This is a genomic window from Mesorhizobium sp. WSM4830, from assembly GCF_055811495.1.
Genome location: NZ_JBVVQI010000022.1, coordinates 58,172 through 74,326, shown reverse-complemented (window position 1 = coordinate 74,326; position 16,155 = coordinate 58,172). Strand labels below are relative to the sequence as shown.

The following is a 16,155-nucleotide window of genomic DNA, read 5'->3' as shown; positions in this document are numbered from 1 at the left end:
AACTTATTTATTCTTTCTTTGTCTCAGTACATTTAAGGGGCGTGAAATGTCGGCGGTTCATGGGAGCGTCTTACAGCAGCAGCTAACGCAAATCTTTGAAGCAACCGCGCTGATTGATCGTGCAAGCAGCGTCGCCGAAATCGTTCGACAACTGCGCAAGAGCATCGAACGTCACGGCTATGCAGCCTGTCTCGTCACCGAATTGCCACGCCAGGACACCGGATCGTTGGATGGACACATCCTTGTCAACGGTTGGCCGGGCGAATGGTACGACCACTACATGGCTGCCGGACACTATCGCCATGACCCTTGTGTTGCTTTGTGCCGTGGTGCGATCGGGCCGTTCCTTTGGAGCGACGTCCATCACGGCCTGACGAACGGCAACGCCAGGAAGGTGATGGAGGAGGCAAAAGAGTTTGGGCTTTGGGACGGGATCTGCATTCCAATCCAGGCCTCATTTGGCGATCCGGCCTGTGTAACGGTTGCCGGACGCGAAATTGATTTGGCGCCGACGGTGCGCTGCACCGTTCATGCACTTGCGCGCCATGCTTACTCGGCTGCTGAACGACTCGTTGGCAGCTCGCTCAGGCGGCCGAGACATAAGCTTTCCCAACGGGAGCGTGAAATCCTGCAGTGGGTCGCTGGCGGGAAGACCGCATGGGAGGTTTCCCGAATACTTGGTATTTCGGAAAACACCGTGACGACCCATCTGCGCAACATCAAGCAGAAGCTCAGCACCGCCAATGTCGTGCACGCCATCGTCGAGGCTTATCGCAGGCGCGAAATCGAACTTTGATCCATCCCCAGATCTGGGTATTTCATGGGCATTCGTCGCGTGATCGGATGGGGTTCCATCTTGAGGAACAGCAATGATTCAGGTCCACGTCGTCGACGCGTCAAACAGCCTTGCCTATCGAGGAGATCTCGACAGTTACTTCCGCCTGCGACATGAGATCTATGTCGATGAACGTGGCTGGCATGAGCTGAGGCGCCCCGACAGTCGCGAGATCGACCCGTTTGATACACCAGAAGCCATTCATCTGCTCGGCATCCAGCCGGGAAGGGGTGTCGTTGCCGGATCACGCCTGGTGCCGAGCCTCAGACCGCATCTGATGAGCGAAATCTTTCCGCAACTTGCCGAAGGTGGCGTTCCGCGCCGACCCCATATCTATGAGTGGACCAGGTTTTTCGTGGCCAGGGATTTTCGCCAGCCCGGCCGACCCTGCCAGGCCGCCGGCGTGATCTACTGCGGAATTCTTGAATTCTGCATTCAAAGAGGCATAAGCAATCTGACGATTGTCTGCGAGGACTACTGGTTCGACCGCTTGGCATCGATCGGCTGGTGCCCAAGGCAGCTTGGATCTTCATTCAAATGCGATGACATGACCATTATCGGCCTCATGGTCGATGTCGGCCCGTCCGCCTTGGCCGCGACGCGACAATTCTATCGCATAACCGACCCAGTGCTTTGGGTCGAAACGCCATTCAAGCGGCTGGCCTGACCGGGGGCCGTCCACTTTTGGGCCTCACGCCTCGAACGAACATGCTGCCTGGCAGACAAAACGGCCGCTCCAGTTACCGGGCGAATCGTGCCGTTCGAAAACCGAGGGAACCTAAGTGATTGACTTGCCAATGTTTGTTAAAAATTATGTCTCGACCGGCAACCGGTTCGACCGCTTGATCTGCGCAAGCGCGAAGCTGGACTCGATCGAGGAGACGCCATCGAGCCGCGTCAGCTTTTCCTTCAGGAAGCGCTCATAGGCGTGCAGGTCGCGCACCACCACACGCAGCAGATAATCACGCTGGCCAGTCATCAGATAGCAATCGACCACCTCCGGCCAGCGTGCGATCGCCGCGTTGAACCGCTTCAGCTCGCTCTCGCGCTGGCGCTCAAGCTTGATAGAGGCAAACACCGAGATCGGCAGATCGACCATGTCCTGGTCTATCAGGGCAGCATAGGTAAGGGATGATGGACGACAGTGAAGGCAGACGCATCGATTCCAAGAACACGCTGATCCTTCTCGCGTCGAATGTCGGCTCAGAAGTGATCATCGACCGGACTTGGGGCTGTTGCCGGAGCACGCTGACCGCTACCCGCACCAGTTCTCCGGCGGGCAGCGACAGCGCATCGCCATTGCGCGTGCGCTCGCGAGCGAACCGGAACTGATCATCTGCGACGAGGCGGTTTCCGCGCTCGACGTCTCGATCCAGGCGCAGATGATCGATCTGCTGGCCGACATCAGGACCAGGCTCGGTCTCTCCTATATTTTCATCACACATGACTTGCCGATCGTGCACCTTTTTGCGGACCGGATCATGGTCATTAGAACGCCTTTCCTGCGCGCATCATAGCGCGGGCATTTCCGCCTCTACGAATGGAGCCATGCGCCATCGGCTGTTTTGGCGTCGAAAGCGACGGGCACGCTGTGAATCACGCACGCTGCCGCCAATATCTCCTCCAACTCGTGGTCGGTCGCCTTGCAAGCCGGCATGAGTTTCCGAAGGGCACAAATTGCCTGTCCGATGGACAGGAAGCGGCCTTTGCTTCTGGAGAGAACGTAGACTTCGGCTACTGTTTCAATCGTGACTGTGTGAAACGAGTGAGGCATCGAGAATTCCTCCCTGAAACCCTGACCAATACGATTTACTGGCAAGGTGCGGCGGCCTTCAAGGCTCTGTCTGATTCCGGACAATTAGGCGGAGGCTAGGCCGAAATCATTCTCTCTTTTCAGAGATCCCCGCCATCGGAACGGTGGTCGAAACAGAACCAATCAGATAGTTGCCTAGTGTTTGATCCCAGATTCTGATGAGCATCCTTGTCCTCCGAATCAAGGGATGCGCTACGGGCCAGGTTCTTCATGGGAGCGCCACGTGCTCTAGGGCGCCGGGAAGGCGGATGATCTGTTCGTCGCTCATTGCGACACATCCTGTTGGGTTAGTTGCGCAGGGCCTTGGGGCTCAGCGGCCCAAGAACGGGAATTCCCTGTACTAGTCGGTCCGGCCTTGGTCGGCTTTTCCTTGACCGAGAGACTGCGGAAAGGAGCCGATGATGGTTGCCGCTCCGGCTGTTTGCAGGTTGATCGCTGAATAGCGGATAGTCGGGTCGATCCTCGTTCAAGGTCGCACACTCGGTGGTTCGCTGCACGAAAGGCAGCTTCTGCTTTTGCGATGTCCTAAGCGAACCGACCGCTGTCGGCCCCAGTTCGCCCGGAACGACGAAGAATAGTAGTCGGGAAAAGTCATCAGTTAAGTCGAACCTCTGTGCCTCACATGGGCCGAGGTTGTCGAGGTTTCCCAACCTTGCACTCGAGCGCAGTCCTGTCCCAATCACCGAGTTCAGCAGCGGCGCGATACGTGCCTTCCAAAAAGGTCATGAGCATGTCTTCTGGATTGTTGGCCAGCCGGACCGCATCATAGGGCAGCAGAAATTCTCCAAGAGTTTCATGGTAATATGCGGCTTCAGGGGAAATTCTTGCAGCCGCAAAACCGGTCGGCATCGGGTATGCATAGGAATAGAATGCGGGAAAGTCGATTGCACCCCCACCTGGCCAGAAGCCAGCTGAGGAGACTTCGTGGCTGTAGGCCTCGCGGGTGATTTGGTCAGGCAGCGCCGGAATACCGCCTGGATGTGAGGGCGCCTGTCGACCGGAGAAACGTGTCACGGCAATGTCAAAACTTCCCCAGAAGAGATGCACCGGGCTGACCTTGCCGAGATACGCCGTACGGAAAATCTGGAGCACGTTCGTCACTGCCACACATGCCCTGAAGAACCGTGTCACAGCATCGGCGTCGTAGGGGCGTTCCATCCTGTCTTCGGCGAACGGAATAGCCTGCGGAATTTCATTCGGCCTGCCATGGAACTCCGGTGTCCCACCGAGAGTGCGAATGAGATCCAACGCGCGCCCGCGAAAGAAGGCGACCGACATCGGCTCAAGCGGGAACCGGGCAATGCGCCCATCGGTTGCTCGTCCGACCACTTCATGGTTGATCAGATCGAGGCTCAACTCGATGCCGCCTGGTCCATCTGGCACTAGCCCGGTGGTGAAACCGCGAGCGTCAGTGTAAAGGGTCGCATGCCAGGAATGGTTCACCCACGGTGAGCGGGCGAGCCGATATTTCCCTATGATCTGAATATAAAGATGCAGCGCGGAACACGTGCTGCGCCAAGGACCGTACGGTATATCCGGCCACCTTTCCTGGATGCGTTCATTCATTGGCCAAGCTTACTTTATTGAATAGAGTCTCACCACCGGCCGTATTCATATCACCGGCAATGAGTCAGTCGCGACAGATATGGCTCTTTTGCGGAAATGTCCCCTTCAGGCAGATGTGTTTCGAAGACGAACCGCAGATTTCGGCCCAATTGCGACATGGCGCCATAAGCCCGGGCATGAACGGCTTGTGGCGACCACCTTAGATCCGCCATCGCAAGGAGCTACGCAGCGTCGATCCAGCATTCTCGCCCGATCCCTCCCCAAGGGAAGCCAACGGTTGATAGTTCTTGGTCGAGAATGGTGGCAGGCTGGCGAACATTGGCGTTGTTGCCCTCAAGGTGATGGGAGGCTTCAGCGTCAGTGGTTTTGACCGATAGAACAGGCCTACAACTGGTTGGCGGACCTAGCGGCCGCCAGTCGCAAATACGGCGCTAGGGATTTCAGTTGCTTACCTATCGCGAGCGGGAAAGACCAGAGCAGCGGATGTTGGCGCGGTCGTCCATTACAAAAGTGTCTTCGACCTCGAACCGGTCAACGCGGTCGGCCACCACCGCCTGCAGAACGCCAGGTTGACATCGTATCCTTCGTAGCGCGTGCGCTCCATGACACAATCCGGTGCGACCAAGTTCTCGAAGATCGCAGGTTGTGTTCCTCGAATGCCTGATTGAACCGGCGGATAACTTCGGCTGTGTCGAGCTGTTCCATCTTCTTTCTCTCCTAACTTGCTGCTCGATTCCCAGTGGACCTGGCATCGCGGTTCTTGAAAGTCCGCTGAAAGACCGGCGCCAGTCGATCCATCGCGGTTGCGAGCCATCCGGCAAGTTCATGTGGCAGCGTGTCGTGGATCCAGACGAGCCGGCTTTGGGCTTCACCCTGCGTGAAGACCTGCATAGAGGTGTTGTCATGAACCACTTCGTCGGCCACCCAGCCCCAGACGATCCGGCGAGCCTGCTCGTCGCGAGCGATAAGCCGCTCACGGGCCGCCGTGCCGTCGGCGAAGGTGATGGTCCTGACGCCGGCCTCGTCCACCCGGCAGTCCACAAGCATGCCGGGCGCAAAGCGCGGCGGCCCGTTCGCGAAGTCGCCGACTACGTCCCACACGTTTTCCGGGGGCGCCTCCACGATGATTTCCCTGATTACCGATGCCATGTCGCAAACTCCTCACTGGATAGACCTGTCTGTCTGCTTGTAGCATACAGACCTGTCTGTTAACGTCAAGCGATGAGGCAAAAAAAATCCGAAAGCCACCCTGAAGCAGGTTCCGCGCGTCATCGTTTGCTCGACACCGCAACACGACTTTTCTACGAAGGGGGCATCCATGCCGTCGGCATTGACCGCATCATCGCGGAAGCCGGCGTGGCCAAAGCGACCTTCTACAATCATTTTCCATCGAAGGATGACCTCGTCCTCGCCTATCTCGAAGAGCTAGACCGGCTCGGGCGAGCGGCAGTGGCGGCGCTTCCGAAGCAATCTCCTCGGAAAATGATCTCGGCTATCATGGCGCGTATCAGCGAGGCTGTGACCGCGGGAGGCTGGCGGGGTTGTCCGTTCCTCAACGCGGCGGCCGAATATCCCGATCCGGCCAGCCCTGTGCGGCAGGCGATCAATGCGCGCCGCGTTTGGTATCACAACAGCCTTGAGAACCTTCTCGCAGAGGACGGCGATCCAGCTCCTTCCGTCACCGCGTCACTCCTCGTCGCGCTTTCGGACGGCCTGATGGAAAGTGCCTATCTGGATGATGCCGAAAGCGTCCCCGCGCTTGTGCGCGAGGCGGTGACGAGACTACTTGATCGCCGATGAACGCCGCTCGCCGACCAAGCGGCACCGGTCTGCGCCAGTTCCTGACTCTCCGGCAGCAGCACGATCGGGAGCGCAGTCTGCACGAGCTGCGACAGCGCCGGCCGGTGAGGGTGGGATCCACTAAGCTCCGGAGGAACTGAAGCGCTCGCGTTGTGCAGAGATGGCCGGCACCCATCGGGAGCGAGGGAGGGCATGGGATAGGTGCCGGCCAGGCGGAATCAGGTCCGCCGCCGCGTCAGCGTAGCTGACCCGTCCCTCGGTGTCATTGGCTGATAACCGGATCGGCGCCCGGTCCGTCGCACGCATAGCCCGGTGCTTTGTAACACTTTTGCTGCCTCGAGATGCAGCTATCGCCTCACGCTTTGCCGGTAGAGCAGGTTTTGCAGCATCCCTCAAACGGGGATGGTTGACCAGGGTCTCGATGCTTCCGGCCGCATGACGATCGATGCTGCATCGGCGCGCGGCTTCGCTAACACAATGGCGCCCAACCTGGGGGACCACGCTCGCGGGTAGCGTCACTGCTTCACTAGTTTACGACTGGAACGCAAGGGTTTCCGACGAAGCCGTTCTGGTGGAGCTTCGTCCAAAGCCGAAGAAGAGTTGCGATGGGGACATCGCAGAAATCTTACCATGCAGCAGCAACAGGCTTGGAACCTTTGGCGCAGCAAACGCGAACGCCTTTGCTTCTTCAAGAGGCAAACGCCGACCAATAGGGAAACGGCCGGGTCAGGCGACGCCGAGCTGATAGATGGCGTATCTTTGAACATTGGCGACGCATCTTGTCCCGGCAATGCATAGTTTGTTGCTTGCCCGCACAAAGTGCTCGAAAGCGGTAAGGTCCTAGGTTAGAAGAGTTGGCAGGATGTCCCTTATGAAAAACCCGACGATGGACGATTCCGACGATGGGCGCCCGAATGGCGGACGCAGCGCTCTGTTCACGCCGCCCGGCGATGCGTCCGGCGCGGAGCGGGTTTCGCGCCGGCGCAAGGCGCTGCTGTCTTCCTCGATGGTCGGCTCGACCAATCGCGGCCGTGTGCTGCAAGCCCTGTTCGATCTCGGACCGACCAGTCGCGCCGAATTGGCGCGCATCGCCGGCGTCAACCGCACCACTATTTCTGGAATCGTGCAGCCGCTGATCGACGATCAGGTACTGGTCGAGAGCGACCCAATTCCTGCCAGTCCAGGCGGCGGCAAGCCGGCCCGGCCGCTATGGTTCTCGCCCAATGCCCGTCCGATCTGCGGCGTGCTGCTTATGCCGGATTCCGTGCACGCCTGCGTGGCGACGCTCGACGGCAAGATCGAGTCGGAACGCAAGATCGCCCTGCCGGACGGCAGGGGGCCGGTACAGCCAATCATCGAGGCGATCGCCGAATGCGTCGGCGACACGCTCTCGAGGGCGCGACGCAAGCCCCTCGGCATCGGTGTTGGCGTCGGCGGCATGGTTGACACGGATCGCGGGTCGATCGTCGCTGTCAATCTCGCGCCGGCGCTCGACCGCTACCCGCTTGCCGACGATCTCGGGCGACGCTTCAGCCTGCCAGTCAAGCTCGACCACCATCCGCGCGCCTTGCTGGTGGGTGACCGCTGGTTCGGCGCCGGGCGCGGCGTCAGGCAGTTCGCGGTCGTCTACACGGGCGAAGTGTTGGGCGGCGCACTCTATTTCGACGGCCATCTCTATCGCGGCACAGCAGGCGCAGGCGGCGAACTCGGACACACTTTCGTGCAGCTCGACGGCGAGCCCTGCCGCTGTGGTAGGCGCGGTTGCTGGGACACAATCGCCACCTTGAGCTGGCTCCGGCGCGAGGCCTCCCGCGCGGCTCTGCCCGAACCCGACCTGATCGACTCGGCCCGCCTAGTCGACATGGCGGCACGGGGGCTGCCAGGGGCGGCTGAGCTGCTCGACCGTTATGCCCGCAATGTGGCGGTGGGCATTGCCAATCTGCAGCAGACGGTCGCGCCCAACATTTTCATCATTCATGGCGATGTAGTGCTCGGCGGCGATTGCCTGCTCGGCGCAATCGCGGAGCATGTCCGCGCCATGGTTCCGTCACGACCGGGCGGCGCGATCGAATTCATTGCCGGCGATGCAGGTGACCGGGCCGCCCTCCTAGGAGCAGCCGGTCTGGTCATTTCCGAGCTGCTGCAGCTCCCCATCTAGTACCGCCGTTTCCACGGCCTGCGTTGGAGCTTTCCACGCTGACGCACACGCCTGCTTCCATACCGCTGGCCGATGACCGCTTCGAAGAGGTCTTTCGAGGCAGGAACATGTGGAATCATCAAATATCACCAGCGGCAGGCAGGAAGGTTCGTGACAGCGCAATACGGCTGCGCGGCCTGTTGGCTGCGGCCGGCGCCACGATCGCCATGGCTTTCGGATTTGGCAGCCTGGCGCTCACATCCGTTTTCATCAGGCCGCTTGAGGCTGAGTTTGGCTGGTCGCGAGCCGACATAAGCCTTGCCTACACACTGTCGAGCGTCGGCATGGCCCTGGGCGGGCTGTTCTGGGGCCGGCTTGCGGACCGTTTGAATATCAGGACCCTGCTATTTATCGGCTCGGCTGGCATGGTGATCGCGCTCGCCGCGCTTTCCTTCGCCACTTCGCTCTGGCAGATCTATGCCGCGAACTTCGCTTTAGGCGGGTTAGGCTTTGCCTGTCTCTATGCACCCGTACTTGCTGTGACCGGGCTCTGGTTCGACCGCCGCCGCGGCTTGGCGATAGGGATCGTCACAGCAGGCGGAGCCCTGGGCCAGGGTATACTGCCCTACGCCGCAAATGCATTGATCGACACCGTCGGCTGGCGCCTCGCATATGCGATCATGGCTGTGGCGACGACGGCTGCGCTGGCGATCTTCATGCCGGCGGTTCAGGCGCCGCCGGTCAATCGGATCCTCGCCGCACCGGCGCATTTTTCAGCGAAGCCAGGCTTCCAGGGCGGCCATCTTTCCCCGGTCACGCTGCTATCTGCCGCAGCCTTCCTCTGCTGCGCCTGCATGGGCGTGCCGCTGATGCATCTCACGAGCTTCGTCACGGCCGTGTGCGGATCGTCGGATGTCGGATCGCTCAGCCTGCTGATCGCCATGCTGTTCGGCGCCATCGGGCGGATCGCATTCGGGCTCCTCGCCGACCGGGCAGGTAACATTTCTGCCTACGCCCTGGCGTCGTTTATTCAGACTGCATGCGTCGCGATTTTTCCCGCGCTGGACCAGCAGCTCAGCCTGCTGGCGCTGTCGGCGGTTTTTGGCTTCGGCTTTGCCGGAAACATGACGTGCCTGATCCTTTGCGTGCGCCAATTTGCGCCAGCCGAACGCTTCGGCCATTCACTCGGCATCGTCATGCTGATTGCCTGGGTAGGCATGGGCGTGGCCGGCTATTTCGGCGGCTTTGTCTATGACACCTTCGGCAGCTATGGGCCCGCTTTCCTGGCGGCATTTGTCGCAGGTGCGGCCAATCTCGTGGTTCTGGGCGTATTGGCCGCATCATATGGCGCGAGAGCGCAGGTCCCATGCGGCCGCCTTCCCGACCCGGCGATGAGCCGCTGATTCAAACGTCGAAATCCGTTCAATTCCACGTTGGTTCGAACGCAGCAAACCACGGCTTCCCTACCATTTTAAGAGACCGAAGGAATCGACGGCGTGCCGTCGTCACCAAGCAAGGACAGCTGAGATGAGCAGTATCTATGACAGCATTCTCGACACGATCGGCGGCACGCCGGTCGTCCGCCTTTCCCGCATCAATAACGGCTCCGCTTCCCTCTATGCCAAGCTCGAGGCATTCAATCCTGGCGGCTCGGTCAAGGACCGTTTCGCCGCCGCGGTCATCGAAGAGGCGGAGAGTTCCGGTGCACTTCGCCCTGGCCAGACGGTAATCGAGGCGACAAGCGGCAACACGGGGATAGGACTTGCCATGGTTTGCGCGAGGAAAAGCTACCCTCTCGTCATCGTCATGCCGGAAAACGCCAGCCTCGAACGCCGCAAGCTGATGCGCTTCTTCGGTGCCAAGGTCGTATTGACCCCTGCGGTAGAGCGAGGCAGCGGCATGCTCGCCAAGGCGGTCCAACTGGCCGGAGCGCACGGCTGGTTCCTCTGCCGGCAATTCGAGACGCCCGTCAACGCCGATATTCATGCCCGCACGACAGCGCTCGAAATTCTTGCGGCGTTCCAGGACCGTCCACTCGACTACTGGGTCACCGGCACCGGGACCGGCGGAACGCTTGCCGGTGTGGCGCGAGTGCTCAAGCGCGAGCGGGCGGAAACGCGGATCATAGTCTGCGAGCCCGACAATTCGGCGCTGCTGTCGAGTGGCATTCCCCAAACCTTCGACGAACAGGGACTGCCGACTCGGGCGCATACTCGCTTCCGGCCACACCCGATGCAGGGTTGGAGCCCTGATTTCATTCCACAGATCGTCGGCAACGCGATGGCTGACGATCTTGTGGACGAGATCTTACCCGTTTCAGGCGCCAGTGCTCTGGAAGCCGCGCGCCGGCTTGCGACGGAAGAAGGAATATTGGCGGGCATCTCCGGCGGAGCAACCTTGAGCGGGGCACTGGAAATTGCTCGACGCGTCGGCCCAGACCGGAACGTGCTCTGTATGTTGCCTGATACGGGTGAGCGGTATCTCAGCACGATCTTGTTCGATCACATCAGCGAGGAAATGTCGCCCGCCGAAGAGGCGATCTCTCGCTCCACACCCGGCTACCGCTTCGACCGGCCGCCATCCTTCGCCCTTTCATCGGCACCTGTAAACGAAATCCAAATCGATCAGTCAGCGCATGCGCTTGTCGACAAGGCGATCAATGATCCGGAGCGTCCGATGGTCATGTTCGCTCTGACATGGTGCGAATTCTGCTGGACGGTAAGAAAGCTTTTCGACCGTGTTGGAATCGCCTACAGGTCCATCGAAATCGATACTCCTGAATTCCAGAAGAACGGCCTGGACGGAGAAATCCGCAAAGCCCTGAGGGCCCGGGTCGGTTCACCTACAATTCCGCAGGTCTTTGTCGGCGGCGAGCATATCGGTGGCTGCATGGATACGCTTGCCGCCTGGCGGGAAGGCATGCTCGCCGCCCGGCTGGAGTTCATCGGCGCAAACTACACGCCCGGCGCATGCGCAAATCCCGAGAGCCTGCTGCCTCGATGGGCGCGCGCGGCAGCGTGAGATCTCGCCTCCGGAGCTTTTCAGAGTGCCGTCGCCACCGTCAAGCGAGCGGAACGGGCGTGATCCCTTCCGGCTCGGCTTTCACCTGTACTTATCCGTGTCGGCCTTCCCACCAAGAGAAGAGCAAATCAGCGCAGGCGGGAATCTCGCGCTCCGGAAACGAACGCTTTCGGCAGCGGCACGGACTTGATACAATCCATCGCTAATTTGGCAGGCGCACTAGGATCAACAAAGTGTCGCTCGAAATTCGCGTTCTCGGAGATCTGACGGTCCTTCGCCATGGCGAGGTCGTTTCCTTGCCGCCTTCGAAAAAGACGCGGGCGCTGCTGGCCTATCTTGCGCTGGTAGAGCGCCCCCAGCGGCGCGAGCGCCTTTGCGAAATGTTCTGGGAGGTACCGGACGATCCGCGCGGCGCCCTGCGCTGGAGTCTCTCCAAAATCCGACAGGTCGTCGACCTCGGGGACGGCGAGGTCCTGCAAGCCGACCGCAACGCAGTTCGCCTGAACACCAGCGAAATCGTAATGGACATCGCGCCGCTCCGCGGCCTTGGGGTTCGCGACATAGAGGCTCTCGAACCCGAGAAACTGGAGGCCCTCGCCGGAGCGTTTCGCGGACGTTTCCTGGATGACGTCTCACTGCCGCGCTGTCCGGAATTCGAAGCCTGGCGCATTGCGACCGCCGACGAACTGCACGTGACGCATCTGCGCATCCTTCGGGTACTCGTCGACCGTTTAGCGGATGAGCCGGCGCGGGCGCTTCCGTTCGCCCATGTCCTGCACGGGCTGGAGCCCAGAGACGAGGCTCTTCGAGCCGACATCCGTCGGCTGAGCGAGGCAGCACGGCAATCCGCCATGGTACAGAGCCGCGCTTCGACAACCGACCCCGAGGCCGCTCCCACCGGCGAGACCGTCACCCCACAGGTTTGGCCGGCGGCGGAGATACAGCTCCGCCCCGCGCCGGAGCGGGTCCTCGCGCAGGAGATCCGCCGGTGCACGACACCCGACGGCGCGCGCCTCGCCTATTCCTTGAGTGGTCAAGGCCCGCCTTTGGTAAGGGCCGCGCACTGGATGTCCCATCTCGAGCTCGAATGGGACAGTCCGGTGTGGAAGCATTGGATCGAGGGCCTCTCCGCGCACTACCAGCTGATACGCTACGACCAGCGTGGCAACGGCTTATCGGACCGGTATCCCGCCGACCTATCCTTCGAAGCCATGGTCGCCGACCTGGAGAGCATCATCGATGCGGCCGGTCTGCGCCGCGTCTCCCTGCTTGGCATTTCCCAGGGATGCGCCGTTTCGATAGCCTATGCCGTCCGGCATCCCGAGCGCGTGGCCGGGATGGTGCTGTATGGCGGATTTACCAAAGGCTGGCGCAAACGGGGCAATGAGCGCGAAATAGCGCGCCGCGAAGCGATGGGAGCGCTGATACAGGAAGGCTGGGGCCAAGACGACCCGGTGTTCCGGCAGATGTTCACTTCCCTCTTCATTCCGCAAGCAACGCCGGAACAGAGGAATTGGTATAACGAGCTGCAACGCAATACTGTCTCGCCCGAGATTGCCCATCGCATCTTCGAGGAAGGCGCCGTCATCGACGTGGACGAGCTGTTACCGCGGGTCCGCGTTCCGACCCTGGTGATGCATGCCACGGGGGACGCAGTCATTCCGTTCGATCATGGCCAGGCGATGGCTGGCAAAATCCCCGGCGCACGTTTCGTCGCGCTCGACAGCGTCAACCATGTGCTGCTTGGTCATGAACCGGCATTTGCGATCTTCGCGGACGAAACGCGCCGTTTCCTTGCCGACCCTGAACAGACGCAGCAATTGGCCGGCCCTCCGGCGTCCTTGGGAATCAACCGCTCTCGGCAGTACATCACCGTACTCGCTGCGGAAGTGGTCAGTGCCCTGCATCTCCTCGAAGCGGAAGATCCGGAAGAGGCGATCCGCGAATTCCAGCCCGTCGAGGATCGGGTGATACAGGTCGTGGAGAGCCACGGCGGCGTCGTCACCTCGGCTGCTGACGGGACAATCACCGCAGCATTCGGCCTTGCTCGCGCCACCGAGGATCACGCTTATCTTGCATGCCGCGCCGCGCTTGCGGCCAAGCTGGCAGTGGAGGAGCTTTCCCAGGGCGGGATCCAGTTGAGGGCCGGAATAGACACCGGCGAGGTGATCGTACGGCAGCAATGGACGACCGAAGCCAGCAAGGTTGAACTGGCTGGAGCCGCGCCGCGTGCGGCCAACCGGCTGATGCGTGCCTTGCACCGTGCGACGATCGCCGCGACGGGCCGGGCGCGCGCAGCCGCCGGAGGCTATGTGCAGATGCACCGCTTAGCGCATTCGGAGCATCCGCACCTTGGCCGCGACGAACGCATTTACGAGCTGTTGGGCGAAAATCACGCTCTGTCGCGCTGGCACCTGAGGGCCAACCGCGGCCTCACCGGACTGGTCGCGCGCGAGCTCGAACTCAAAATCCTTCTTGCAACGTGGCGCAGGGTCAGGGAGGGCCACGGCCAGGTCGTCGGGATCGTCGCCGATCCCGGCATGGGTAAGTCGAGGCTTGCCCATGAATTTCTCTCCCTCGACGAGGTGGCCGGTTTTACCGTGCTTGAATGCGGCGGTCTGGAGTTTGATTCGTCAGTTACTCTCGGCGCTGTAAAGAAGCTGTTGCTCTCGGCTTGCGGCATCCGCGGCGAAGACGGCTTGGCGGAAGCCCAGCGCCTGTTCGCGTTCAAACAGGCGGAACTGGATCTGGATCCACGTCATACGGCACCGCTTTCCTTCCTCGCGGACCTGCCGGTCAACGATTCCTCCTGGCGGCATCTCGATGCGCGGGAGCGGACCTCACGGGTGTCCGAGGCGATGAGCGCTTTTCTCGTTGCGTTGAGCCGAACCGCGCCCGTAGCCGTGCTTATCGAGGATCTGCACTGGATGGATGACGAGAGCGAGGCCGTTATGAACAGGCTGGTCGAGGTCATGGGGGCCAACCGTATCATGCTGCTCGCCACCTACAGGCCGCAGTACCGGCACGAATGGAACCGCCGCGGCTATTTCCAGCAGATAAGGCTGGAGCGGTTCGCGCGGGATGAAATGGAGCAGTTCCTCACCGAACTGCTGGGATCCGATCCCAGCCTAGGGGAACTTCGGCAATCGCTCGCCGAGCGCGCCGAGGGCACGCCGCTCTTCCTGGAAGAAATGGTGCGCGGACTGATTGCGGACGGTGCCCTTGCTGGCCAGTCCGGCCGCTACGAGCTCAAGAGGCCGGTGGAGTCCATCACCATCCCGTCGACGGTTCAATCGCTCATCGCCGCACGGATTCAGCAGCTGGGCGACTCGGAAAGGCAGGCACTCCAACTCGCTTCGGTTATCGGCAAGAATGTTCCGTATCCGCTGCTGAGGGCACTATCGCCGCTGCCCGAGACGGAGCTGGAGCTATGCCTGGCCAAACTGCAGAGTCTGGAATTCCTGTTCGAGGTCCAGAGCTATCCTCATGTGGAATATACGTTCAAGCACGCCTTGACCCTGAAGGTAACCTATGAATCCCTGCTGGCGGAGGATCGAAAAAGGCTGCATCGGGCTGCATTGGTTGCGATGGACAGACTGTATGCCGGATCTCTGAACCACCACATCGAGGAACTGGCCGAACACGCGCTTCGTGCCGAGGCATGGGAACCGGCCGCTGACTATCTGCTGCAAGCGGCGGGTCGGGCAGAGGAACGCTCGGCCTATTCGGCCGCGGTCCAGTTCCTCGAAAGCGCCCGCAAGGCCGTCGCCGCGTTGCCCCGAAATCCGAAAACACTCGCCCAGGCAATCAACCTGCGGGTGCGGATGCGGCCCGCCTACGGAGCCCTTGGGGCCTACCGGAAAGCGCTGCCGCAGTTGTTGGAAGCGCGCGAACTGGCCATGGAACTGGGCGATCCGCAACTCATCTCCGACGTGTTGCTCCATTTGAGCTATCTCAACAGCTCCCACGGCCGCTACGAGGAGGCGCTGGAACCGGCCGATACACTCAAGCGCGGCGCGACGGCAAACGGGGTGCAGCGCTGCATAAGCGAGTCGGATCTGGCCGCTTCACAGGCGCTTCTGATCCGCAGCGAGGCGCGGCAGGTGCTGGAGCGGCTTGTTCCGCATGAGGAGAGATTCACCAAAGCTTGGCGTCTTGAGCGTTTCGGACAGCTCGGTGCTCGTGCGGTTTGGTACCTGGGGCACCGCGCGCAGGCGGAAGCGCGCCTTGGCCGGTTCGATGATGCGGAGTGTTCGCTTGGCGAGTTGCAGAAGGTCGCTGCCGAAGTGGCGCGCCCGATCGACAGCTGCGCGGCCGCCTATTTCACCGGTGTCGTGGGCATCCTGCGCGGGCCGGAGCCGACGCTTGTCGAGGCGCTGCAATTTTGGTCCTCCGAAGCCGCGACCAGCGCATCTATTCTACTGCGGCCGTGGCTGTTGACGGTGCTCGGGCATGCGGAATTCCTGCTCGGCCGCAACCACGACGCGGGCGCCACCTTGGAAATGGCGGTGACCGAGTCTGAGCGGCTCGATCTTGCCCAGTTCGAATGTCACGCGCGCGCCGTGCTCGCATGCGTGCGCGCGCGCCTCTGTGAGCCGGAAGCTGCGGCCAATCTCGGCCATGCGCTCGAGCTTGCACAGGGACGCGGCGATCCGTGGAGCGAGATCATCGTACTGCGCGGCCTTGCCGAGCTGAAACCTTCCAGATCGGCCATTAGCTTGCTCGAACAGGCCTGCAGCCTTGCCAGGCGGGTTGAATTGCGGCCAGAGCTTGCCCGCTCCTTGCTAGCTCTCGGGCTCGCGAAGCGGCGCGGCAAGATCGCTGGCGCGGTTGCCACTCTCGCGGAAGCGGACAGGCTCTACACAGAAATGCGGATGCGCGAGGATTTCTCCGACACGGAGGACCCAGCCGGAAATATCGTGCGTGATCGCATAGAAGCTACGGTGTGATTCCTCCATATCCAAGGATCTGCTTTGAAGGTTG

At 61.2% G+C, this 16,155-nt stretch carries 9 protein-coding genes and 2 pseudogenes; 8 read left to right on the top strand and 3 right to left on the bottom strand.

The genetic code is table 11. The annotated features are described in order from the left end of the window. The first annotated feature begins 46 nt into the window (after positions 1 to 46). Together AC0L2Y_RS24445 and AC0L2Y_RS24440 are read left to right on the top strand one after the other, a co-directional pair. The gene (locus AC0L2Y_RS24445) at positions 47 to 796 is read left to right on the top strand and encodes an autoinducer binding domain-containing protein (protein WP_473560042.1); all 750 of its coding nucleotides are present in this window, start codon (positions 47 to 49) and stop codon (positions 794 to 796) included. A gap of 73 nt (positions 797 to 869) precedes the next feature. Further along, entirely contained in the window at positions 870 to 1,502 is a 633-nt protein-coding gene (locus tag AC0L2Y_RS24440; RefSeq protein ID WP_473560040.1) for an acyl-homoserine-lactone synthase, read from the top strand. Between the two features lie 144 nt (positions 1,503 to 1,646). Here AC0L2Y_RS24440 and AC0L2Y_RS24435 read toward each other — a convergent pair. Next, positions 1,647 to 1,958, bottom strand: a pseudogene (locus AC0L2Y_RS24435) (Lrp/AsnC family transcriptional regulator); the annotation flags it as partial. 103 nt (positions 1,959 to 2,061) lie between these two features. Here AC0L2Y_RS24435 and AC0L2Y_RS24430 point away from each other — a divergent pair. Then, positions 2,062 to 2,331, top strand: a pseudogene (locus tag AC0L2Y_RS24430) (ATP-binding cassette domain-containing protein); the annotation flags it as partial. A 935-nt stretch (positions 2,332 to 3,266) separates the two neighbouring features. Here AC0L2Y_RS24430 and AC0L2Y_RS24425 read toward each other — a convergent pair. Both AC0L2Y_RS24425 and AC0L2Y_RS24420 read right to left on the bottom strand, forming a co-directional pair. Next, positions 3,267 to 4,214 (bottom strand): DUF5996 family protein, encoded by a 948-nt coding sequence (locus AC0L2Y_RS24425; protein ID WP_473560038.1) that lies wholly within the window; start codon positions 4,212 to 4,214, stop codon positions 3,267 to 3,269. Between the two features lie 717 nt (positions 4,215 to 4,931). Next, positions 4,932 to 5,363 (bottom strand): SRPBCC family protein, encoded by a 432-nt coding sequence (locus AC0L2Y_RS24420; protein ID WP_473560037.1) that lies wholly within the window; start codon positions 5,361 to 5,363, stop codon positions 4,932 to 4,934. Positions 5,364 to 5,435: 72 nt separating this feature from the next. Here AC0L2Y_RS24420 and AC0L2Y_RS24415 point away from each other — a divergent pair, with 72 nt between their 5' ends. The 5 genes from AC0L2Y_RS24415 (at position 5,436) to AC0L2Y_RS24395 (ending at position 16,121) form a co-directional block, all read left to right on the top strand. Further along, complete coding sequence (locus AC0L2Y_RS24415) at positions 5,436 to 6,014, top strand: TetR/AcrR family transcriptional regulator (protein ID WP_473560035.1); 579 nt, start codon at positions 5,436 to 5,438, stop codon at positions 6,012 to 6,014. Between the two features lie 871 nt (positions 6,015 to 6,885). Continuing rightward, positions 6,886 to 8,172, top strand: a complete 1,287-nt coding sequence (locus AC0L2Y_RS24410) for an ROK family protein (RefSeq protein ID WP_473560033.1) — start codon at positions 6,886 to 6,888, stop codon at positions 8,170 to 8,172. A gap of 107 nt (positions 8,173 to 8,279) precedes the next feature. Beyond that, positions 8,280 to 9,554 carry an MFS transporter gene (locus AC0L2Y_RS24405; protein ID WP_473560031.1) on the top strand — a complete coding sequence of 425 codons (1,275 nt, stop codon included), beginning with the start codon at positions 8,280 to 8,282 and terminating at the stop codon, positions 9,552 to 9,554. Between the two features lie 124 nt (positions 9,555 to 9,678). Beyond that, positions 9,679 to 11,172: a pyridoxal-phosphate dependent enzyme gene (locus AC0L2Y_RS24400; protein ID WP_473560028.1), complete on the top strand. Its 1,494-nt coding sequence runs from the start codon at positions 9,679 to 9,681 to the stop codon at positions 11,170 to 11,172. A gap of 233 nt (positions 11,173 to 11,405) precedes the next feature. Next, positions 11,406 to 16,121: an alpha/beta fold hydrolase gene (locus AC0L2Y_RS24395; protein ID WP_473560027.1), complete on the top strand. Its 4,716-nt coding sequence runs from the start codon at positions 11,406 to 11,408 to the stop codon at positions 16,119 to 16,121. Positions 16,122 to 16,155: the final 34 nt, after the last annotated feature.